At 45.0% G+C, this 18,368-nt stretch carries 9 protein-coding genes; 1 reads left to right on the top strand and 8 read right to left on the bottom strand.

Annotated elements, in window-relative coordinates:
- The first annotated feature begins 57 nt into the window (after positions 1–57).
- Complete coding sequence (locus tag C5749_RS14455) at positions 58–768, top strand: hypothetical protein (protein ID WP_105726849.1); 711 nt, start codon at positions 58–60, stop codon at positions 766–768.
- Between the two features lie 122 nt (positions 769–890).
- On the opposite strand, the gene C5749_RS14450 is transcribed toward C5749_RS14455, so the two are convergent.
- The 8 genes from C5749_RS14450 to C5749_RS14415 all read right to left on the bottom strand — a co-directional run bounded on the left by C5749_RS14450 (position 891) and on the right by C5749_RS14415 (position 18,344).
- Positions 891–2,846 carry a RagB/SusD family nutrient uptake outer membrane protein gene (locus C5749_RS14450; protein ID WP_105726848.1) on the bottom strand — a complete coding sequence of 652 codons (1,956 nt, stop codon included), beginning with the start codon at positions 2,844–2,846 and terminating at the stop codon, positions 891–893.
- Between the two features lie 16 nt (positions 2,847–2,862).
- Positions 2,863–5,964 carry a SusC/RagA family TonB-linked outer membrane protein gene (locus tag C5749_RS14445; protein WP_245893789.1) on the bottom strand — a complete coding sequence of 1,034 codons (3,102 nt, stop codon included), beginning with the start codon at positions 5,962–5,964 and terminating at the stop codon, positions 2,863–2,865.
- 251 nt (positions 5,965–6,215) lie between these two features.
- A complete protein-coding gene (locus C5749_RS14440) occupies positions 6,216–8,867 on the bottom strand; it encodes a glycoside hydrolase family 3 C-terminal domain-containing protein (protein ID WP_105726847.1) in 2,652 nt (883 codons plus the stop codon).
- A gap of 32 nt (positions 8,868–8,899) precedes the next feature.
- Positions 8,900–10,990 carry a glycoside hydrolase family protein gene (locus tag C5749_RS14435; protein WP_105726846.1) on the bottom strand — a complete coding sequence of 697 codons (2,091 nt, stop codon included), beginning with the start codon at positions 10,988–10,990 and terminating at the stop codon, positions 8,900–8,902.
- Between the two features lie 48 nt (positions 10,991–11,038).
- Positions 11,039–12,907, bottom strand: a complete 1,869-nt coding sequence (locus C5749_RS14430) for a sialate O-acetylesterase (RefSeq protein WP_105726845.1) — start codon at positions 12,905–12,907, stop codon at positions 11,039–11,041.
- Entirely contained in the window at positions 12,900–14,282 is a 1,383-nt protein-coding gene (locus C5749_RS14425; RefSeq protein ID WP_105727069.1) for a glycoside hydrolase family 43 protein, read from the bottom strand. The genes C5749_RS14430 and C5749_RS14425 overlap by 8 nt, the downstream gene beginning before the upstream one ends.
- Before the next feature lie 32 nt (positions 14,283–14,314).
- A complete protein-coding gene (locus C5749_RS14420) occupies positions 14,315–15,880 on the bottom strand; it encodes a glycoside hydrolase family 43 protein (protein ID WP_181151436.1) in 1,566 nt (521 codons plus the stop codon).
- Complete coding sequence (locus C5749_RS14415) at positions 15,873–18,344, bottom strand: glycoside hydrolase family 95 protein (protein ID WP_105726844.1); 2,472 nt, start codon at positions 18,342–18,344, stop codon at positions 15,873–15,875. Before C5749_RS14415 ends, C5749_RS14420 begins: the two co-directional genes overlap by 8 nt.
- Positions 18,345–18,368: the final 24 nt, after the last annotated feature.

Below are 18,368 nucleotides of genomic sequence, written 5' to 3'. Positions count from 1 at the left end.
TATTTGCATCAATGTTGCTTTTATGCAAAAAACAATTAACTTAAAAAGAAAATAAAAATGAACAAAAAAACGACGAACAAATTAGGAGTATTCGTGATGTTATTAGGTTTCACCGTAGTAGGATTCTCATCATGTAGCAATGACGACGAACCTCAACCTATTAAAGAAGGGATTGAAAAAGCGGAGCTTACGCTGACAGAAATCAGCGGGGAAGCCGTATATCCACACGGTGATCACTTCCATGGTCTGAACGGTGGAGTTGAAGGGGAAAAAGTTGTTATCGCTTTTGATGAAGATGGAGTAGCGACAAAGAATGGTCATCTACACCTCGAGGCAGACGCTGTTTACAAAATAGAATTGAAAGCGTGGGACTACGAGGGTAAGGAGGTTCAAAACACCTTTATAGAAAACAAAGCTGTCGCTAACAGTTATAAAGCGTTTCTTGTTGGAGGTAACTTTAAACTAAATACAGATTCTGAAACCGAAGAAGGCGCGATTTTTCAGCCACGCGAACAAACATATGCCGACGGTTCAGCGGTAGATGGTAAATATGATACAACCGGTATCCTGAGCTATTTTATCGTAGGCCATGAAAATGAAAGTTCGACGAAAGAAGTAACCTACGTTTTAAGAAAGCTTAATGAAGGCGTAAAAGCACAAATTGAGCGTACCGACTGGAACCGTGAAGATTACAAAACAGCGTTTGCTGGTGAGAACATACTCGAACTTAAATTCGAAATACACGCTGAACACGGGCATGACCACTAGTTCGTTTATGGACTATCTCCAAAAAGAGGTAGTCCATTTTCGTAAAATATAACTCGTCCATCCTGCTTTAAATAAAATTGCTTGATGAACGAGTTTAAGAGAAAGTTATGTTTTACGTTTTATCAATCATACCCCGGGTTCTGATATGCTGCTTTTTCTGCTCCATCTAACTCCATTGCATCCATTTGCCCTTGCGGTATCGGACGTAGATAATGGAATGGTTGAATGTCGCGGTTGAATGTAATAGGTGTATGATCTTGAATATTTGGTCCGGCAATCTGGTATGTTTTAGCCCGTTCCTGCCATGTTTGCGTTCTTACTAGGTCAAACCAACGATATCCCTCTCCAAAATACTCTCTGGAACGCTCGTCCAAAATATAGTCGATCGTTATATTCGCTGGGGTTGCCGCTGTCATCTCCGTGCTATAATCTTCGTTTTTTTCGACATTACCATTATTATCCCAACGCCATACACCAGCGCGTGCACGGATAACATTGATTAAGTCCCTAGCACTTTTTCCCGCCTGCGTTGAAGCGCCTTTGACCGCAGCTTCTGCCGCCACAAAATACAATTCGGAAAATTTTGCGATATTAAATGGTCGTGTACTTCCTCCATTCGGTTGCCCTAATCCATCGCCATTATTGGTACGATATTGTCCAAGTTTCCACAAGTTTGGATATTTCCTTCTACTGATTGCGCTCGGAGCAATAACAAAATCCGCCCTGCCCGATAAAACGCCCGCTCCGACATTACTTTTGTATGTCGTATTTGAATAATCTATGGCCTGTGTAGGTTCGTCATCTAGAATGGTCAGGATTGCATCTCCTGGACTGACCGGCATGCCGTTTGCGTTGTATAGAACCTCATTGGGTACTCCGGCTTTATTCCAATTGCCCCGCCATGTCGTTACAAACGTCCCATCATAGCGGGAGTCATTTTTCTTATCAGCAAACGTATTGATAATCACATTTTGCGTTGGCGCCATACGTGTCCATGGTCTACCATATGCTTGCGCAGCCTCACGTTGAACAGACCTCACCACAGATGACCAATTTGCAGCTGTCGCACTTTCGAGGAAGGTATAATCCCAGGTAACCATCCATACAGCAAAATTATCAGGTGCTCCCCCACTTCCATAGGAATGACTACCCCCGTTAAAGTATTCACTTTCCTCAGTGTGATCGGCGTAGAGCATAATTTCGTTATTCCGGTCGTTAGGACCATTATGCACATCATAATAGGTTTCCTGCAAATGGAACGGGCCTGGGTTGTCAATGGCCTCAATCGCAACGTCATATGCTTTTTGATAATAATATGCCGAGTTATGGCCGTCGGGATCGGCACGATCTGTTGCTGGATAAGTCGGTATATTATTTGGATTTTCTAGCCACCAACCATACGTTAGATAAGCCTTTGCTAAATACAAGCGAGCTAACGTTTTGGTTGCCCCACCTTTGACCCGACCTACGTCAGGCAGATCTTCAATAGCTTTCAGCAAATCTGGGAATACGGCGCGCGTATAAACTTCTGGAACCGTATTGCGGACGGAAGTACGGACAGTGGACGTATTGAACCGCAGTTCTCCCGAGCCAAGATCGAGCGGTACTCCGCCAAAGGTTTGAGCTAACATGAAGTAACCAAAGGCTCTGAAAAAACGTGCTTCGGCAATAATCGCTGTGGAAATGTTCTCAGCCTCCACGGCGTTTTCGATAACGCCGTTGGCGGTATTGATAGCCGGAAAAGTTTCATTCCATAACACATCCGAGCGACTCGTAATAGGTGTCAACGCGCCTACTCCTGATAAGTCTATGTCCCTAAAATTCCCATCCGCTTGCTGTGCATAGGTATACTCATCTGTTCCCGTTAAACAGGCGTTATAATAGTAACCGTTCCCGTATATATTCCGTAAATGTCCGTATAATGCCGTAACCCCACCAACGACGCCTTTCTCCGTTTTAAAAAATTCCGGGGTAAATACACTTCTCGGTTCTTCTTCTAATATTTTTGAACAACTGCCCAAACCTAACGTTACAGAAAAGACAGCACCCGATATAAGTTTTATATATATATTTTTCATAATTAACCTCCTCTTTTTAAAATGACACATTAAGTCCGATCAAGTAATTTCTGTTGGCAGGCGTATTCGTCCCGATAAGTAATAGGCGGTTTTGGTATGCTGACGTTACAGCTTGATTCTCATCGCCTCTCGAATTAGGTTCTGGATCCATCCCAGACTCCCGGTGATACGGAGAAAATAATACAAAGGGATTTTGTATCGTTCCGTAAATTCGCAATCCGCCGATACCCGCTCTTTGTAGCCATCCTTCGTTACTGAAATTATACCCCAATGAAATCGTTCTAATTTTTAAATAAGAGGCATCAAAATACCCCAGTGTGCTTCCATACTTTGGATTATCTCCACTGGCTATACCTCCCGGCTTCGGATATTTGGCATCGGTGTTCTCCGGTGTCCAATAATCCACTTTCACATTATTCCGGCGTCCGCTCATCAAGTTTAAATAACTTGCAGAAGAATAAAGCGAACTAATTAATGTTCCACCCTTCTTAAATGCCGCAACCAGTCCCAGATCAAAGCCTTTGAAAGCCAATCGCGTATTAAATCCACCTTCAAATCTTGGGTTTACGTCAATAATTTGTCGGTCATCCGCGTTAATTTGCCTTACTGGCGTCCCAGATGCGTCATATTCACCGGTATACTTCACCTTAATCATCCCCACATTGCCTCCTGGTTCAAGGATATCCAGATATGGATCACCCTCTTGCCACAGTCCAATCTTTTCGTAGTCAAAAATAACGTCTATCGGATGGCCAACGAACCACCAGTTTCCTTCGTCGCGTAAACGACCAGAGGAAAGAGCTAACAATTTGTTCCTGTTTAAGTACAAGTTGAAACCTGCTTCCCATGTCAGTCCATCGGGATTATCTAAAATAAGTCCATCTAATGAAAACTCAAAACCTTTATTTTGGGTTTCACCAATATTCCCCATGTAGCTCCCGACACCAGAGGAAGCGGGTAAACCAACGCTTAATAATAAATCTTTCGTATGTTGTGTGTAATATTCAAACGTACCTCGCAACCTATTATTCAGTAGGGCAAAGTCTACTGCGTAATTCCATGTCTTCGTGTATTCCCAACCCAGTGCGGCGTTCGGTAATTCCGTGACATAATAACCTATCGCAAATTCATCAGCAAAGTTATAAGGCCGTGTAGAAAGCTGCCCTAGTGTTTTATAAGGTGCGACGGATTGGTTCGAGGTCTGTCCATAGCCTACACGGACTTTCAACAGATCTAACCAAGCTACATCTGATAAAAAAGCTTCCCGTTTGGCATTCCAACCGGCCGAAATCGCTGGATAGGCATGCCATTTCTTTCCGGGAGCTAAGCGAGACGACCCATCCGTGCGAATCGTGGCACTTACCATATACCGTCCGTCATAATCATACATCGCACGGGCCATCCAAGACATCAGTCCAGTCTTATAATAATCTTGGTTATTAGGGTCGACTGTGATCTCACCCGTGGCATGCCCTAGATTATAAAATTGGAACTGGTCTGCCGGAATATGTAAAGCAGAAACATGTGAGCTGTTATAGCGGATTTGTTCGGCGGAGTAAAGCCCTACCACATTAAGATTATGCTTTTCAGCAAAGGTACGATCGTATGTCAGCAAATTTTCAACGGTCCATTGCGTATGCAACGAGTTGTTGATGGATGCCGTAGACGGATTATTAATCTCCGAACTGAAAATACCTTCCCCCGTATATGCGCCCCCGTTCGTCGTCCTAAAATTAAGCCCGACATTTGCCCTATATTTCAGTCCCTCTATACCAGGGATATCTATTTCGCCAAAAAATGTATTGTAAGAGCCAAAACCCTTCGCCATATCGACCCATTTATTTCCGAGGTTTTCTATGGTTTCCCGCGAATATACCCAATGATTATCCTGTGCCATCCGGACGATGTTTTTAAAGGAACCGTCCTCATTATAGGGATTTGCGATAGGTGTCGTACTCAAAGTCGTGTAGACACCTAAGTTACCACCTCTATTAACCGAGTAATTATTATTTGTACTGAAGCCGACACGTATCCGTTCCCCAATTTTTTGATCTAGACTTCCCCGCAACGAAAAGCGATCGAAATTTTGGCCGGGTAAGACAGCTTCATCTCGAAAATAGCCGGTACTAAAATTATAAATTGTTTTCTCTGTACCGCCTGAAACACTAAGGTCTTGACTGGTCATGATACCATTTTTGTATAACAGATCCTGCCAATCTACATTGACGTCATCGGTTTCGTCCTCACCGTTCTGATATAGGTTAGCGGCTTTTCTAAGCTCGACAAACTCAGCACCATTCATCATAGGATAACGCGCAAAAAGTGTTTTCAGTCCTGTATAGCTATTAAAAGTTACTCTCGCTTCCTGTCCAGTATATCCTTTATGTGTGGTTACTAAAATGACCCCGTTAGCGCCGCGCGAACCGTAAATAGCGGTCGCTGATGCATCTTTTAAAATATCTACACTTTTAATATCAATCGGATTAATATCTCCGATAGAACCCGCAAAAGGAATTCCATCTAAAACAACCAGCGGATCATTACTTGCATTTAAAGACCGCGTACCGCGGATGCGTATCTGCATAGCCGCTCCAGGTTTAGATGAAGTTTGTGTCATCTGTACGCCCGCTACACGTCCTTGCAATGCCTGGGTAATATTCGCTGCCGGCACTTCGTTCATCTTTTCGCCGCTGATAGATGCAACAGAACCGGTAATAGCTTCTTTACGCTGCGTGCCGTAGCCGACGACGACGACTTCGTCTAATTGTGCGTCTGTAGCTGCTAATGTAACCTGCACATCGGTTTCATCCCCCAGAACACGCTCTTGCGGATTGAAGCCTATGTAAGTGAAAACGAGGACGGAGCCGGGGTTCGCCTCAATGGAGAACCTACCGTCGCTTCCAGATGACGTATTTCTGTCTGTCCCTTTCACATGAACGGAAACACCCGCTAACGGTTCACCACTTTGTGAAGCCACGCGTCCTTGAATCAATCGCTCCTGTGCGAATAGCTCACCGACACCGACAAACAGGAGGAGCAACAATATAAAAGAACGCAATAACTGGCATGTGGATCGCATCAGGACACCAGCTAATAAAAAATCGGGTTTTGTGATCATAATAAATTTAGTTTTTGTTTTTCATTTTTTGCACACTACACAACCGGTTGCGTCGATTAAAAAACAACAGCTAATACGCTAGTATTATTATTGGGATTCAGTTTATAAATTGTATTCCCCACAAGTCTGTTTACCCTAAACTAGGGCTAGCTTATTTGGTTGCTTAGGCAATAATAAAGGTATCCCTGCAGAGTGACACCTTTATACGTAACAAAAACGTTTCAATTTGTTACACCTGCATTTATAGACGCTTATCGGGCGATTTTAAGGAACAAAGTTTTCAAATTGTGATCTGCCGAGGTTCCACCGTACAGGATAGAATAGTCACCCGGTTTCAACACCAATCCATCTTCACGCTCGTCATAAAATTGAAATGCGTCCGGATGGATTTCCAAATCGACCGTTTTCGTTTCCCCAGCTTTAATGGGAACACGTGTGAAAGCCCGAAGCGATTTTAAAGGAGCAAGTGTATCATCTCGCCGTGCCACGTAAACTTGTACTACTTCTTCTCCATCGACCTTTGAAACGTTAGTTACTGGAAGGGATAGTTTTACAACTTTACTTCCATCAATAGTAGGTTCGGCTAACTTAGTCTGACCATAGGAAAATATGGAATAACTTAATCCATGCCCGAACGGATATAACGGTGTATCCTTCATATAACGATATGTGCGTCCCTGCATATCGTAATTTTCAAAACCTTGCCGTGCTACGTCGCCAGTTTTGGTCAAGGCATTATCCAATTGCGCCAATGTCTTATAAAATGTTATGGGCAATCGACCCGCTGGATTATAATCACCAAAAAGTACATCTGCAACTGCCGTCCCAGCTTGTTCCCCACCATACCAAGCACAAAGTAGTGCATCGTAGTTTTTCTCATCCTGCTCTAGCGCTAAAGCACTTCCGGTACACAAAACAAATACTACCGGTTTTCCCGTTTGGCGAAGCGCCGCCAATAGATCCCGTTGGACTTTGGGCAGATCAATCGACGTCCGGTCTCCGCCTTTAAACCCTTCTGCATCAACATACATCTCCTCTCCCTCCAATTGTGGAGACAATCCTCCTGCATACACAATGGCATCTACGTTCTTCAAGCGATCAGTCAGATCCGTAAAGTCGGCCTTTTCTTTTTTAAAAACGGACAGTCCCATGGTTAGAATACTTCCTTTTTGCCTATGTTCGAACACTACGGGGTAGGTTTTTCCTTTTTGTACCTGTACTGCATATTCTGCACCACGCACAGCTTCGCGCCCTTCCATTTTTCCTAGTTCTTTCCCATCGAAAGTCAGAACGTAACCATCATTCGCGTTTGCTTTGAAAACGACTTCTCCAGTATACGGTGCTTCAAACACGCCGGATATACGGGTTGAGGTATTTTCCAAATTCACATCCTGCGCCAGGGCCGTACCGCCGCGATTCGAATATTCGATGCCCAGTCGGTTCGTCAGGGTACGTACCGGTTTTCCTCCCAAAGCATTATTGTTATAAAACTCAACTTTTAGCCCTTTTTCACCATTTTCGGTCGTTAAAAAAGACTCATATAAAGAACTTCTAACCCAGGGGTCGACCAAATCGCTTCCTTTCTCATACATTATTTCGGCATTTGGAATCTTTTTCTTAATACCATTTAAAATCGTGACGGTCGAGGTTGGCGTGCCATTATAATTGCCCCAGAGCATCATACTATCCGCGGCATTTGCCCCCACCACAGCTATCCGTTTTATATTTTTGCTTAGCGGAAGCGTTTGATTTTCGTTCTTTAGTAAGGTCATGGACTGCCGCGCCACGTCCAAAGCTTGCTTTCGGTGTTTTTCGGAAGCAACAATATCATAAGATAACGTACTCCACGGCACACGGTCTTCTGGATCAAACATCCCCAATTCAAACCAACCACGTAACACGCGCCGTAATGAACCGTCAATTTGTTTCTCCGTGATCAACCCTTGTTTTACCGACGCTAGTAAATGCTCGTAAGACTGTCCGCATTCTAGATCAGTGGAGGTTAACACCGCATTCGCTACAGCTTCCGCAGGCGTGTCGTGCGATTCATGATGGCCTTTTTTATAAAAATCATCAATCGCCCAGCAGTCCGATACCACCATGCCTTCGAAGCCCCATTTATTCCGAAGAATATCCATCATCAGCCGATCACTTCCGCAACAGGGCTGTCCTTCAAAGGCGTTATAAGCGCACATCACTTCCTGCACGTTTCCTTCCTGTACCAACGCTTTAAACGCAGGCAGATAGGTTTCCCAAAGATCACGATCGGAAACCACAGCATTATACGAGTGTCGATTCCATTCCGGCCCACTATGTACCGCATAGTGCTTGGCGCAGGCGTGCGTTTTAAAATACCTGTCATCGTCTCCCTGCAAACCTTTTACCGCCGCTAACCCCAAACGAGTCGTCAGATGGGGATCTTCTCCATAAGTTTCCTGTCCACGTCCCCATCGGGGATCGCGAAAGATATTGATATTGGGCGTCCAAAAACTTAAGCCGTAATAACGTCCTCGTTCCCCCTGTTTTACAGCTTCATTGTATTTGGCGCGAGCTTCGTCGGAGATAATTTCAAAAGTCTTCAGATGATTTTGTTCGTCCCATGTGGCGGCCATACCTATAGCTTGCGGAAACACGGTCGCTTTTCCCGAACGTGCCACTCCGTGCAAAGCTTCATTCCACCAATCGTACGCCGGGATCTCCAAACGCGGGACCGGCTTTGATGCGTTCATCATCAAACCGACCTTCTCTTCCAATGTCAGCAAACCGATAAGGTTATCAATTCGCTCCTCGACAGGGAGGTCCGGATTTCTAAAAGGATGACTATCCTTTTCATTTCCCTTGTGGGTGCAGGCCATTACGATGGTTATAACAAAAGCACCTACTAAATAAAATCTGCTTTTCATATCATGTATATTTTAGCTATTAACGCTATACCTTATTCCGAAGCAAACACTACGCGATGTGTTTTCACCACGCCTTTATAATCAAACTTCACTAACGCTACCCCTTGCGCAGACTTCGTTTGGGTAACACTTACTTGTACATCCGAGTTGTCCGCAGTTGCCGAGATCGTAGGTATACCCGTTGTTCCCGAAGGCAGAGTAAAGGTTGTTTCGTATAGATCATACCCAACAATACCATTCGCATTCGTTGATCTAACGGGCGTGTCAGAGAGGTCGATTTCCTTACCGTTAACGGAAATACTGACCGTTGGAACAATCGGGCGAACGATTTCCTTCATGTTCGAACTAAACCCAATACCCGCTAAATCGAAAAGCACCTCCGACCCATCGCCTTCAGCTACCAAGAAAATCGCGTGCTTTTTATCTAAATGATCTACAAACTTAGCGACGTCTACCGTAAATTTTGTCTCTTGCTCTTCAGAACCAGCGGGAACTATAATTTCCCCGATTTTTTCCCCTTTCCAAGCGTCATTGTCCCAAGGTCCATCTAACCAAACATTCACCTTAAAAGTTTTTGCAGTTTTGGGTGTAAGAAATACATTAAAGGCCGTTTCATTACCTTTTTTCGTTCCTTCAAAAGCTTTTAATCCTTTTTTATCCTGATCGAGCCCGCCGAAACCAAAATATTTATATCCTATAACATGACCATCTTTCACCTTTGTTATCGGCATATGGTTATCCCAGATATCCCAAGAATCTTGCATGGTACCCACGTCCGACAGGTAGCAAGCATAGCCCGCCGAGTAATACTGATAAGGGTTCAAGCCATAGACATTAAAGCCTTCTGATGTCACCTCTGCTCCCGTATATTCCCTTCCTTGGGTATCTTTGGCCGTCCATACACTGTCCGCGGCATACGGATCGTAAGCACGGATCCTGACGGTACCACCCTCGGATACCGGCTTCTCGTCCCAATCTATTGTAATAGCTGCAACTACAGCTTGACGCGCGAAACCAAAATTTCGCGGAGGCCTGTGGTAAAAAGCGTACCATTGTCCGTTAATCAATTCGATACTGCCGTGTGTATTGTGTCCGCCATTGGTCGTTTCCAAAGCACTTCCGTCCTGGCTGAGCACCGGTCCACGTGAATCAACCAATACACCGCCGCTTTTCCAAGGGCCTAATGGCGAATCGCCTACCAGATAACGTAAAGTAGAATTAGAACTTCCTATTCCATATTCAGGTCCTGAATAGCCGCTATAAACCGACACATATTTATTACCCACTTTACGTATAGACGATGCTTCAAAAAAATTGAAGGAACCTAAATCCTCGCCCTTCAGAATATGAGGATATTCCGTTCCTTCGGGATCACGCAGCTCTCCGTATCGGGCACTTGCTGGTATAAAGTAATTGATTACCTCTGTGCCCGGTCTAACCGAATACATGGTATTTTGATCTAGCTGAGCTGCCAAAGATCGTTGGAAACCCCAATATCCGTATGCGCGGAAGCCGATTTCATAATCCGGATCGTTCGGATCCGTGACGTATTCAATATATACCGCCGGATCGAATCCCAAGATACTTCCCGGCACCGTACGCTTTCCATCGGCTGTCATATTGATAGGCTTAAACGGACCGTCCGGCCGATCCCCTTTTGCCACCATAGCCTCGCGGTGCTGGCCACGGCTGTGCGGATACAAATAATATTCTTTCGTTCCATCTTTTCGTTTTACCTCTACAAGATCCGGCGCATACATCACGTCCCATTGTCCATCAATTTCGTATGTAAAAATCGCACCCTCATCCCGCCAGCTGGACAGATCCTCTACAGGCGCCGACCACATTCGAATGTCCGGCCCACAATAGCTGGTTAGTCTCAAATCGTGCGAACCAATAATATATGCCCGGTATTTTCCTGGGTTATCGGGATCCTCAAAAACACGCGGCTCACCATCCGGCAAGTGTTCCCAAAGAGGTAAATAAGGATTTCCAGCTGTCTTGTGTACAAATTTTTGCTGAGTAGCTGTCCCTTGCGTGGTCTGGTCCTGTCCTTTTACCCCAGTTACAGAAAACAACGTCGCAGCAACAACAGTTAACACGATTTGCTTTTTCTTAAACATAATTTTAAATCTCTTATAAATAATACTTCTATACATTCTTTCTATCTTCTACCAATCGTCTGTACGGAATGGCGAGGCCAACAAGCCCGCCTTGTTTTCCAGATTAGCATCTTCAGGATTGTTGCTCCACGCATAACGGACAGCTACCGGATTTTTCACCTGTGGGCTGCTCACGACCACGGTATTACCTTTAATCACTGCGTTCGCCCAAATAAATTTCTGATCTGCTTCTGCAATGGCAAAATGCGTCAATTCTCCATTTTGACTTTGCAGCCCTCCTCCCAATTCGGAAAAAGATAGCACAATTTTATCGCCTTCTATTTTCATATCCTGATATATAGGTCCCGAACTGATTAACTTTTCACTGTAAGATATTTTCCTTGCGCCTAAAAATAGCCGATGTGCGATATCCTTCTTGTTCAAGGGGTGGATGTCATTCCATTCTCCCACATCGTATGTCACGGCTAATGCTGTATTCGGAACCCGTTTCATCGCTTTAAGCTGTGCTTCGCGTATTTCCGCCCAGCCACTTTCCTCAGGTTTTTCCGATTTTCTTAAGTAGTTGGGTAACTGTACAATCAAAAATGGTAGTTCAGCATCTTGGTACAATTCCCGCCAATTACGCATCAACGACTCGAGATGGGTTTGATAATGCTGTGGGCGACCAGCGTTCGTCTCTCCTTGATACCAAATCGCCCCTCGTACCCTATAATCACGGATAGGGTAGATCATGCCATTGTACAAACCGGATCCGGCTGTTTTTATGTTTTGAAGGCGGGTTCTGTATACAGCGACTTCATCTAAGTCTACACCGACCTGATATTTCCATTCACCACTTATATCCACCTCCATATCATCTCCAATGACTTTATAAGACTTGTCCTCTACAAAACCACCGTTGCCGTTCTTCGCCGTTAATTGTACCGTAATATTATTTTTCCCAGCACGCAATACACCCGCCGGGATATGATATTCACGCGGCGGATACATATAGGAGGTGGAGCCCACAAAGTGTCCATTCACAAAAACAGAATCACTATCGATCAACATGCCTAAGCGTATTTTCGCATGTCGCCCGTCCATCGATTCGGGCATCTCAAATTCTTTTCGGAAATAGATCAGACCTTTCGTATGTATTCCCTGGGAGCGCCAAAGCCCCGGAACTGTCATCGTTTTCCAGTGGGTATCATCCCAATTCGGGTTCGCCCACTTTCCTGCTCCCCGGTCTTGCATTGCTTTAGGCAAACTGTCTACGGCCACTTGATCAACCAATAAATTCGGAAACTCTCGAAGATGTTCTTGGCTAATCCAACTTTCGATCGCGGAGCCACCCAAGCTGGAGACCAACATACCAACGGGTACCTTCGTGTGATTATAGGCTTCCCGTGCATAAAAATAGGCCAAAGCTGTCCAGTTCATCACTTCCGACGCGACCGCGGAATACCATTTTCCGCCGGCCGCAATATCTTCTTGCACCGATTCGGCTGTGTTTTGTGTAGGCACTTTAAAATGACGGATCATGTGATTATTGGATACGTTTATTTCCGGGTAACGATGCGTCAGACGCGCAATGGGTGTTTCCATGTTCGATTGTCCGGATGCCAACCATACATCACCAATGAGAATGTCGCGGATCACGATTTCGTTGACCTCCATGATATGCGGACCTCCTGCTGCTTGCGGAGGTAAAGACACAAACCATTTGCCGTCGTTGCCCGCTTCCGTATAATAGCGTTCACCTTGAAACCTGATGGTTACTTTCTCACCTACATCCGCCCATCCCCAGATACGGAGATCAATATCACGCTGCAGGACCATTTTGTCGCCAATAAGTGCAGGTAAACGTATTTTGGCCAAGGCATCGGCTCCGCCTAATAAATAAAAAACAATGGTCAGTAGAAAAAACAGTTTATCCATCCTGATCTTCTTTAGAAAACATCCAATAATCAAAATACATAATTATGCCGGGCTTATTTTTTGCTTTGAAGACAAAATAGACGTCGTGCTTCCCCCAGACCTTTGGAATATCACTTGACACTAATACCCATCTATTATCTCCTCCCGTCCGCGGCACTTCTATCGTTGTCAGTAACTGTCCGTCTATTCCATCCAAACGGACTTCCATCGTGACACCTGTGTTGTGAGTTGTTCCAATCCGGGCGGTAAATCGAGAAGCTCCCGCAGCAAAATCTACGTTCTTTACGCTCGTATAGGCACCGTCTTGCACTGCTTGTACGAATACGCCAACCTCCGCATTTTGCTTTGCTTTGACGTGTTCGGACCATGCGATCGTCTCTGCTTCTGTCTTTTGGTATGGATTCAATGGCTTCAGCGGATCGGTAATTCCCTTCGTCATTTTTAAAGGTGTGATCGCGCCCTCTTTGGTGAACTTTATTTCTTCCACCGCGACAGAACGTGTAAAACCGCTGCCCCCCGGCAATGCGCCATTGTGATAAAACAGATATGTTTTCCCTTTAAAATTAATAACTCCCGGATGGTTCGTAAAACTGCGTCCTTCCGTTGGCATTAATGTTCCGCCGTACTTCCACGGACCGACAGGTGATTCACTGGTAGAATACCCGAGGTGCTCTGGTATAGGCCCACCAGCCCACAATAGATAATACAAGTTTTTTCTTTTATATAACCATGGTCCCTCCTCATAGAGCGTGGGTCTCTTTTCCACATTTCCTTCACGCACACCGAAAGCTTCCGAAGTCATGGGAACTTCTGTAATACTATCACGCAGGGAAATCATATCTTCGTTCAGTTTCGTATAATACAGAAATGGATTGCCCCAATATAGATAAGCTTGCCCATCATCGTCTATAAACACAGTAGGGTCGATATCGCCTTCCTTGGTCTGTACTAGTGGATGCCCCAGCGGATCATAGAAGGGCCCATAAGGGCTGTCTGAGACAGCGACGCCGATTGCCGGACGGTTGTTAATAGCCGAAGTTATCGGCGCATATAAATAGAACTTATCGTCTCGCTCGACGACCTGAATTGCCCAAGCATCTCCTTTTGCCCAATGAAATGTCTTATAAGAGGCGATAACCCCATAGTCTGTCCAATTGACCATATCCTCCGTGGTATAGAGCTTCCAATCGTTCATGACAAACCAGGTAGAATTGTCTTCATCGTGGCTGGTATATAAATACATTTTGTCATTGTAAACCATAGGTGCCGGATCGGCGGTATACATTGTTTGTACAATGGGATTTTGTGCATTGACAGCATGTCCTCCGCCTAATACGATAAGCAAAAACAGACAGAAATATCTTTTTGTAATCATTGTATTATTAATTATTTCTCTATTGCCTTTCATTATTGACCGATTTCGAAATAATCAAAATCGACATATCCACCAGGAGTCTTTGTTGCATAATTAAATAAACCAAAACGATAGCCCATAAAGTGCGGGATAGTATAAGCCATCTTTAACTCCGTTCCGATGGGGTTCCATTTTTTTCCATCCAAGCTATAAAAGAAATTAGCCACATCTTTTTTATTTGTGAAATCGCATTCGGCCTTTAAATATAGTGTCTGTTGGGTTACAGAGATGTCCGCAACCTCTTCCGGCGTACCGGTTGTTGCGTTGACCATAACCAGCGATTTTTTATCGCCTTCCATACGCACGCCGACCAAACCATAGTTTTTTTGCAGAAGAGAAAGCCCTGCGAAATCGCCGTCTTTCATTTTTGATACATCGATTGCTGTCGACCCTACACAAGTGGGACCTATCGTACGCTGCGTTAAGGTATTCCTCGCTTGTAAGAAACCCTCGTCTATACGATCCGTTTTGAGACGCAGGTATCCTTTACGCTCGCTCACCGACCAAAGATGATCTGCCGGATTGTGATTCCATTGCCACACCAGCGGTAAACCAGGCTCGCCATTTTTTCGACTGAAGTCGTCGGAATGGACAATACCGGGTATAAGCCCTTTGCTAGCCGGAAGATCCAATTCCATCGGCACCTTACCGTCTATGCCCAAAACGGGCCAGCCATCTTCCCATTTCACGGGAACCATAAACGGAATCCGGCCTACCGCGCCGTAGTCTTGAAATAGGTAAGCATACCATTCTCCGTTAGGCATATCGATAAGTCCGCCCTGTGCAACACCCTTATCCTGTAGAACCACACGGCCTTCATATGGCCCTTCTAGTTGATCTGCCCGATGTACAATCACGGTACGCATCCCGCCCGGCGGCCATGATATGTTGAACAGGTAGTATTTTCCGTTCACTTTAAACAGTTGCGACCCCTCCGCTGGCAAGCCACCTTTTGTCCCTGCCGGCGTACCCGGCAAGGTTGCATTTTCGATCAGCACGCGCTGCGTTTCTGGCTTAATTCCCGAAAAATCAGACTTAAGCTCAACCATATTGAGCTTCCCACCACCCCATATCATGTATATTTTATCATCCTCAAAAAAGAGGGTATGGTCGTGCATCAGGGGTTCGAACTCCTTGATTTCCCAAGGACCGTTTTCTATATCTTTGGTGATATAGACATAAGTCTTACCCGTAGTCTGTGCAAAAGTACTGACATAATACATGCCGTTGTGGTATCGGATACTACTAGCCCATGTACCCCTTCCATAGGTGCTCTTGCCATTATTCAAATTCAATTCATCCTTATCTTGCAACGATGTATGACCATAGCCAATCAGTTCCCAGTTCACTAAGTCTTTCGACTTCATCAACGGGAGCCCCGGATTCATGTGCATCGTGGTGCTGCTCATGTAGTAGGTATCTCTCACACGAATCATCGACATATCCGGCACGTCAGCGAAGATGATTGGATTTTTCGCTTTTTGCGCATAGGAAACGTCAAAGAAACCAATTAACCCTATACAGGTGAACATTTTTAAAATGGTTGAAAATCTATTCATGGATTATCGTGTTATTTTTATAGAAATTATATTCTTTGCTGGCTACCGTAGCCACATCGTACTCATAAACCTTCCGCAAATCATTTCCTTTCAAAGAAGCCTGCCCCGAAACCATCGCTTCAGCACCTTCAAGCGCATTTAGCAAACTATTAGGGTTCTTACCGGAAGCCGCCCTCAGTCCTTTACCCGTCAATGGCACGTGCGAACGCAGTCGTAGATTTCCTCCGATAGCCGAAACCACCGTTACCTCCTGTACCTCACTGTTTTCCCATCGTATATCCACTTCAAATCCACCCCGTGCTTTGATCCCTTTCACGGTGCCTGTTGGCCAGATATCCGGAATCGCCGGTAATAAATGTACCGCGCCATCATGACTTTGGATTAGCATCTCTGCTACGCCCGCCGTCAAACCAAAATTACCATCAATCTGAAAAGGTGGATGTGCCGTGAATAAATTGGGGTAGGTTCTTCCCTCTTTATTTTGACCATCTGCTAGCGTCAACATGTTATTGATGATTTTATACGCATGGTTACCGTCCAACAAACGCGCCCATAGGTTGACCTTCCAGCCGATCGACCATCCCGTCGCCAAATCTCCCCGATAGTTTAACGAGTTGCGAGAAGCTTCAAAAAGTTCAGGTGTCCGATACGGAGAAACCTGATTACCAGGATATAACCCATATAGATGCGATACGTGTCGATGCTCGCTTTTCGGATCATCAAGGTCTTCTAGCCATTCCTGCAGTTGGGTGTGTCTTCCCACCTGCATAGGCGGAATACGTTCGGCTGTTGCCCAAAGCTTCGCCCTATACGAGGCGTCTTTCCCCAATATTTCATTCGCTACTGCTGTACGGGTCAGCATATCAAAAGCCAATTGATTGTCCATCGTAACACCTGCCGAGATAGGCCCATGTTCCGGTGAGACCGATGGAGAAAGAACTAACCAACTTTTTTCACCGTATTTCGGATGTTCAATAAGGGTTGTCAATAAAAAGTCTGCTGCGCCTTTCATAACGGGGTATACATCAAGCAGAAACTCCCGATCACCCGTGTATAAATAGTGTTCCCAGAGATGTTGTGTGAGCCAAGTTCCGCCAGTAGGCCACATCCCGGCCGCTGCAAAATCTATAGGACTTGTTACGCGCCAAATATCCGTATTGTGGTGTGCCACCCATCCATCTGCTCCGTAAAGCTTTTTCGCCGTCTCTTTACCACTTTCGCTCAGTTCTTTAATCATCTGAAATAAAGGCTCATGGGTTTCCGAAAGATTGGTTATTTCGGCTGGCCAATAATTCATTTCCGTATTAATATTGATCGTGTATTTACTATCCCATGCCGGATGCAACGAATTATTCCAGATACCCTGTAAATTAGCTGGTTGCCCGCTGGGTTGTGACGAGCTGATTAACAAATAGCGACCAAATTGAGCCAATAGGGTTACTAAAGCGGGGTCTTGTGTCGTTTTGAAATTCGCTATACGCTCGGTGATAGTCCGTACGGAATCAACCACCTTTCCCAGGTTCAACGAAAAGCGGCCAAATTGCTTATAATAAAGCGCACTATGCTTCTTTTGTGCTGTTTTGAAACTTTTTTTCTCCGCCAAATCAAGCTTGACAGAAGCTTGATACATCTGACTGTCATCCAGCGTTTTATAGTTAACAAAATTAGTTCCGATAGCAATATAAACAACAACGGAAGTCGCGTCAGATACCTGTAATGTATTATCGGTCAATGCTACTTTCCCATCTTTATGCTTAACAGCTGTATATGCTCGATATACTATTTTACCATTGATACCTTCGTGGGTTGTGCCTCTTCCCTCCAAGACTAAACGGCTACCATCTTTAAAAACTCTATGCTCGGAGGGATTACTATACTCCAAGGTGAAATTCAACGCTCCCTTTTTGCTAGCGGTCAGCTGCATGGCAATGACGTCTTCCGCAAAAGATGAAAATACTTCGCGGGTATAGGTCACACCATCTACGGTATATCGAGAGGTTGCTACTGCTTTCTCTAAATCTAATCCACGCGTATAATCGGCATAGGCTTCATGACCTGGAAAATGCATGATGACGCTTCCAGCTGTCTGAAATGGCATACCGTGCGTCTTGGTGAAGAAGGTCTCATTGATGAGCTTGTCCGCTTCGTCCGTTTTGCCGGCAAAGACCAATTGTTGGATTTGAGGCAACGCCGCTCCTCCCTTTTCATTATCATTACGATAGGGCCCGCCTCCCCAAATGGTTTCTTCATTGAGTTGCAACTCTTCGCGCTGCGGTATTCCGTATACCATCGCGCCCAAGCGTCCATTGCCTATGGGTAATGCCTGCTCCCAGACTTTCGCGTCTGCGGGCTTGTCATACGATAGTTTCAGTCGGTCGCCCTCTTGTCCGTACGAATTACTACATACGACCATAACGGACAGTCCTATAAGGGTTAATGTACTCAAATATCCTTTTAAACTCATATTATTTTGCTTAGGAATAGGCTT

The sequence above is a fragment of the Sphingobacterium gobiense genome (assembly GCF_002980575.1).
Classification (GTDB): Bacteria; Bacteroidota; Bacteroidia; order Sphingobacteriales; family Sphingobacteriaceae; genus Sphingobacterium; species Sphingobacterium gobiense.
The sequence above is the reverse complement of the archived record's forward strand: the minus strand, read 5'-3'. Positions and strand labels throughout refer to the sequence as shown.